This is a genomic window from Falsihalocynthiibacter sp. BN13B15 (assembly GCF_041205415.1).
GTDB classification, from domain to species: Bacteria; Pseudomonadota; Alphaproteobacteria; order Rhodobacterales; family Rhodobacteraceae; genus Falsihalocynthiibacter; species Falsihalocynthiibacter arcticus.
Window position 1 is genome coordinate 1 of the sequence record NZ_JBGFCE010000040.1, and the last position, 4,198, is coordinate 4,198.

Below are 4,198 nucleotides of genomic sequence, written 5' to 3' on the forward strand. Positions count from 1 at the left end.
TGCTTCAAAATGCCCATGATCTGTGCGTCGCTATACCGTGCTGTCTTCATCAAAAATCTCCTCAGATATATTGCCGAGAAAATTCTACTTTTGAACACCACTAATTTTAGGGGGGATTACCAGCCCAATAATCTGGGCCTCAGTAAAACGACTCTGTCGCATTTGCTTATTCCTTCAAAGGTTGAGCAAACTCTACATTAAAGTGAGGGAAGTTTCGGGGGGCAGGCCAGTCGAAAACGCCCCCGCGCGTTGCAGAGTTGCGTCTAATCTCCCGCGAAATTGTGCTGGGTGATCGCCCAAGCTTGTGCGCGATTGCACGGACACCTGTCCCTCTAGCGCACTCCAAAGCAATTTCTTCTCGCTCAGAGAAAGTCAGATTTCGGCTCGTCAGAGAAGTCGCCGAGGGTGTAAGATGTGTGGGAGGCATTCCACCAGAACTCCGAAACCACCGGATTCCGACATGACCGGAAACACCCGCTTCGACGGCGGACACCTCACTGGAATGACCTGCGGCCACGCCCCGCCAGAACCGGCAAAGATTCTCACGATGCCAGACCGGTGGCCGTCCTGGCGAGCATAATTTTCCACGTGTCGAACGTTCTGATTTTCGTTTGCCTGTTGTCATCTACACCTCCTAAAATGGGGTGTTGTGACTACCGGTTGAATCCGCCCTGTGACCCTCGATCCGAGTGATGCACGAGTTGATCCTGCGCTGGCTTGCACTGGTGAATGGCCTGTTCCAAACCGTCTACAACGAAGCCTGCATTGGGCGTGCGACTTGCCCGCTACCCAACAATCCGCCGCGCAAAAACGTCGATGACAAAGGCGACGTAGACAAAGCCCTGCCTCGTCGCGAAATAGGTCAAGTCACTCACCCAGAGAACGTTTGGGGCGGGTGCATAGAACTGACGGTTTACCCGATCCAGTGGGCAAGGCAGTGCCTTGTCAGGGATAGTCGTTCTGGGCTTCTTGCTGCGAGTGACGCCTTCAATGCCTTTATCCTTATCAGTCTGGCGATAATGCAACGCGCGATATCAAAGCCTTCTCTGCGCATCTGATGCCAAACCTTACGGACCGCTGAGGTTTGCCTCAAAGACCCGCTCGATCTCAGGCTTCAGTTCTTCGTCACGCTTGGCGCGATCCGATGGAAGCGACGGGTCTGCCCGCTTTGCCAGGTTGTCGTAAAACGTCGCAGGGGCAATTGGCAGAACTCTGCAAATAAGCTCGACCCCATAGGCATCGCGGTGATCCTCTATGAACTGGATCATCGTTTGAATGGGCGGTCGAGCTCCGCCTGGGCAAAACATGCGGACGCTTTGCGAAGGATCTCATTGGCATGTTTGAGCGCACGAACTTCGCATTCCAAGGCCTTCATCTTCTCCGCCATCTCGGTCGTGACGCAGCCACGCTGGCCAGTGTTAATCTCGACCTTCTTCACGCATTCGTTCAGTGTTTGCGGCGCACAGCCAATCTTTGACGCAACCGACATAATCGCCGACCAACGGCTTTCATGCTGCCATCCAATACCATCCGCACAGCACGTTCGCGAACTTCTGGTGAATACTCGTTCGTTGTTTTGTTCATAATGCTCCATCCTACTCATGAGTTGGAGCCTCCGGCAAAACCCGCGCGGTTCATTTCTGGTATCTTTCCGGGCCACTCCAGTACCCTTTCGTACAGTGAGGTGAGCATTAGAGTCGCGTAGCTATTCCTTATAGCACTGTCTTTGGTCAACACATTCATGGATTATTGAATGCAGCGGTACGGCAGACGATCAACTCTCTCCGACGTTCCGGAGTAGCAACATGGTCTAAGCACCGGCCCTTCAGGAGTTTTGCGCTCGCGGCCAAAAAACGTGATGCAACCTAATTTGAGTATGAGGCAGGAATGGTAACCAGAACATATGTCGCTACAGATGGAAAAACGCAAATCCATACCTACGGTGGGGGTGTCGATAATATCTATGACCATTGGGATAACTTAGAATTTTCAAGCATCACAAAGTTTTCGCATGGCCATCATGCGCGCTCCGGTGGCGGCGCGGACACTTTCAATTTTCAAAACATTAACAACGTTGCTGATGTCATTGTCGGCCGCCTCGAGGACTTTGATGCGTCTCGGGACGAAATTCGGATTGAAGGAAATTTGCTCGACTTCAACAATTTGCCCAGTAATGTTCGCGTTGTCGAATTTAACGGAGCCCATCACGAAATGGGATCGCAACCGCAGCAGTGGTTGCTAATCGACACAGCCTCAGGTGGTCACATCTTTTATGCAATTGAAGGTGCGCGCATTGGTATGAGTGGAGGCGGAGATTCGCACTCCCCCCACCAAGAAGGTCACTTCCTCCTTGAAAGCCAGCTTCCAGACTTTTCTGTCTTGGAAACAGTCCCATACATCGACCCACAGAATTTCGTTCCAGCCGGCTTCTCGCCGACGAACGGCGTCACAATCAATGACACCGACGTTGATGCCGCCGACGTGCTTGCCAAAATTCTGGGAACCTCGGAAGACGATCTGATCGCGGCGGGCCTGAACGACGACTTCGCACGCGGCTTCGCTGGCAATGATCGAATTTGGGGAGGCGGCGGCAACGATACCGTCCTTGGAGACGATGGGAACGATACCCTTTTAGGCGGAACCGGCGATGACTTGCTGGGCGGCGGATACGGCAATGACCAGCTCTACGGCGGGCACGGTGATGATCGACTTTACGGTAGTATGGGGGCCGACACTTTGATCGGCGAAGACGGTAATGACTTGCTGGTTGGTGGAGACGGTAATGACTTGCTAGGCGGCGGAACCGGCAATGACCAGCTCTACGGCGGACACGGTGACGATCGACTTTACGGCAGTATGGGGGCCGACACCTTGATCGGCGAAGGGGGTAATGACCTGCTGGGTGGCGGAGACGGTAATGACCTGCTGGGCGGTGGATACGGCAACGACCAACTCTACGGCGGAAATGGTGATGATCGACTTTACGGAAGCGCAGGTCAGGATGTGATATTCGGGCAGAGCGGTGATGATAGGATAATTGGTGGCCAAGGGGCGGACATCCTCACCGGAGGACATGGCGCTGATACGTTTGAATTCACAAACAGTGATTTAGTGGATTGGGACAATCTCGACGGAACGTGGTCGCAAATGAATGCACAACTTGATTTGATTACGGATTTTTCCAATGGAGTTGATGTAATAAAATTCGATAACGTCAATAATGTTGGATCACTTGATGATCTCTTTGGTTGGGAGACCACAATAGATGGGAATAAACATTTTGCGGTAATGGTTCAGGAAACAAACGAACGAATTCTGGTGGACGTTGATGATTCCATTAGCTGGACTCAGTTCTTTAACAACGACAACTTCATGTTTTTATAATTTTGAAAAATGCGGTTCAGTAGCCAAATCGCTGCGATGACCGTCAAGGTCTGCTCACGTCTTATTCTGTTGGAAAGAGGTGGTCCTAAGTTTTCGACCAGTTTGCAGCCTTGTTAAAGTGGATCAGGGTTTCATGTCAGGCTGCTACTCTCATTGGTTCTGTTTTGTTGGCATAGGCCTCGTCGGGGGGCAAGATTCCATGGGTCGAGTGAGGACGTTCAGCATTATAGTAGGCCAGCCATTTCATGATACCGGCTTTTGCCTCTGAGCCTGTCTCAAAGGTGTGCAGATAGACGCATTCGTACTTGAGTGACCGCCATACGCGCTCGATCATCCGATTGTCGCGCCACGCGCCTTTGCCATCCATGCTGACCTTGATTTTGGCATCAGTTAGCACGTCGATCCAATCGCCGCTGGTGAACTGGCTGCCCTGATCCATTGCCCGGCAGGGTATTGCGAAGCAATGCCTGAGAGGGGGTGTTGAATATCTCCGGCGTGCCGTGATTGGCCAATGCCTCTTTCAGCGCCTCAACGCAGTTTGCGGCGTCCATGCTATTTGACAACCGCCATGCCAGCACCTTGCGGCTGTACCAATCCATAATGGCCACGAGATACAGGGAGCCGCGCCGCATCGGTATGTAGGTAATATCTGCACACCAGACCTGGTTTGGAGGGTCAATCACCGCGTTTCTCAGAAGATATGGCCAAATCTTGTGTTGCGGATGCTTTTTACTGGTGTTGGGCTCCTGATAAATCGGCACCAATCGCATGAGGCGCATCAAACGGCGGACACGATGCCGCCCGCATGCGTGGT

General features: G+C 52.4%; 2 protein-coding genes, 2 pseudogenes and 1 other annotated feature. Of the genes and pseudogenes, 1 reads left to right on the plus strand and 3 read right to left on the minus strand.

The genetic code is table 11. The features are described from left to right. Positions 1-166: 166 nt before the first annotated feature. Together AB9F26_RS21905 and AB9F26_RS21910 are read right to left on the minus strand one after the other, a co-directional pair. Complete coding sequence (locus AB9F26_RS21905) at positions 167-625, minus strand: helix-turn-helix domain-containing protein (protein WP_369769087.1); 459 nt, start codon at positions 623-625, stop codon at positions 167-169. A gap of 46 nt (positions 626-671) precedes the next feature. Then, positions 672-1,584: pseudogene (locus AB9F26_RS21910) on the minus strand (IS3 family transposase); the annotation flags it as partial. Further along, positions 1,194-1,310, minus strand: a sequence feature (AL1L pseudoknot). Its footprint overlaps the pseudogene before it by 117 nt. 303 nt (positions 1,585-1,887) lie before the next feature. Between AB9F26_RS21910 and AB9F26_RS21915 the strand changes: the two are divergent. Continuing rightward, positions 1,888-3,384: a calcium-binding protein gene (locus AB9F26_RS21915; protein ID WP_369769088.1), complete on the plus strand. Its 1,497-nt coding sequence runs from the start codon at positions 1,888-1,890 to the stop codon at positions 3,382-3,384. 136 nt (positions 3,385-3,520) lie between these two features. Here AB9F26_RS21915 and AB9F26_RS21920 read toward each other — a convergent pair. Then, positions 3,521-4,198 (minus strand): annotated as a pseudogene (locus AB9F26_RS21920) (IS3 family transposase); the annotation flags it as partial.

What these genes read in the sequence shown, in the direction of transcription:
- AB9F26_RS21905 (WP_369769087.1), bottom strand. Translation starts at nt 625, where the DNA reads ATGACAACAGGCAAACGAAAATCAGAACGTTCGACACGTGGAAAATTA.
- AB9F26_RS21915 (WP_369769088.1), top strand. Translation starts at nt 1,888, where the DNA reads ATGGTAACCAGAACATATGTCGCTACAGATGGAAAAACGCAAATCCAT.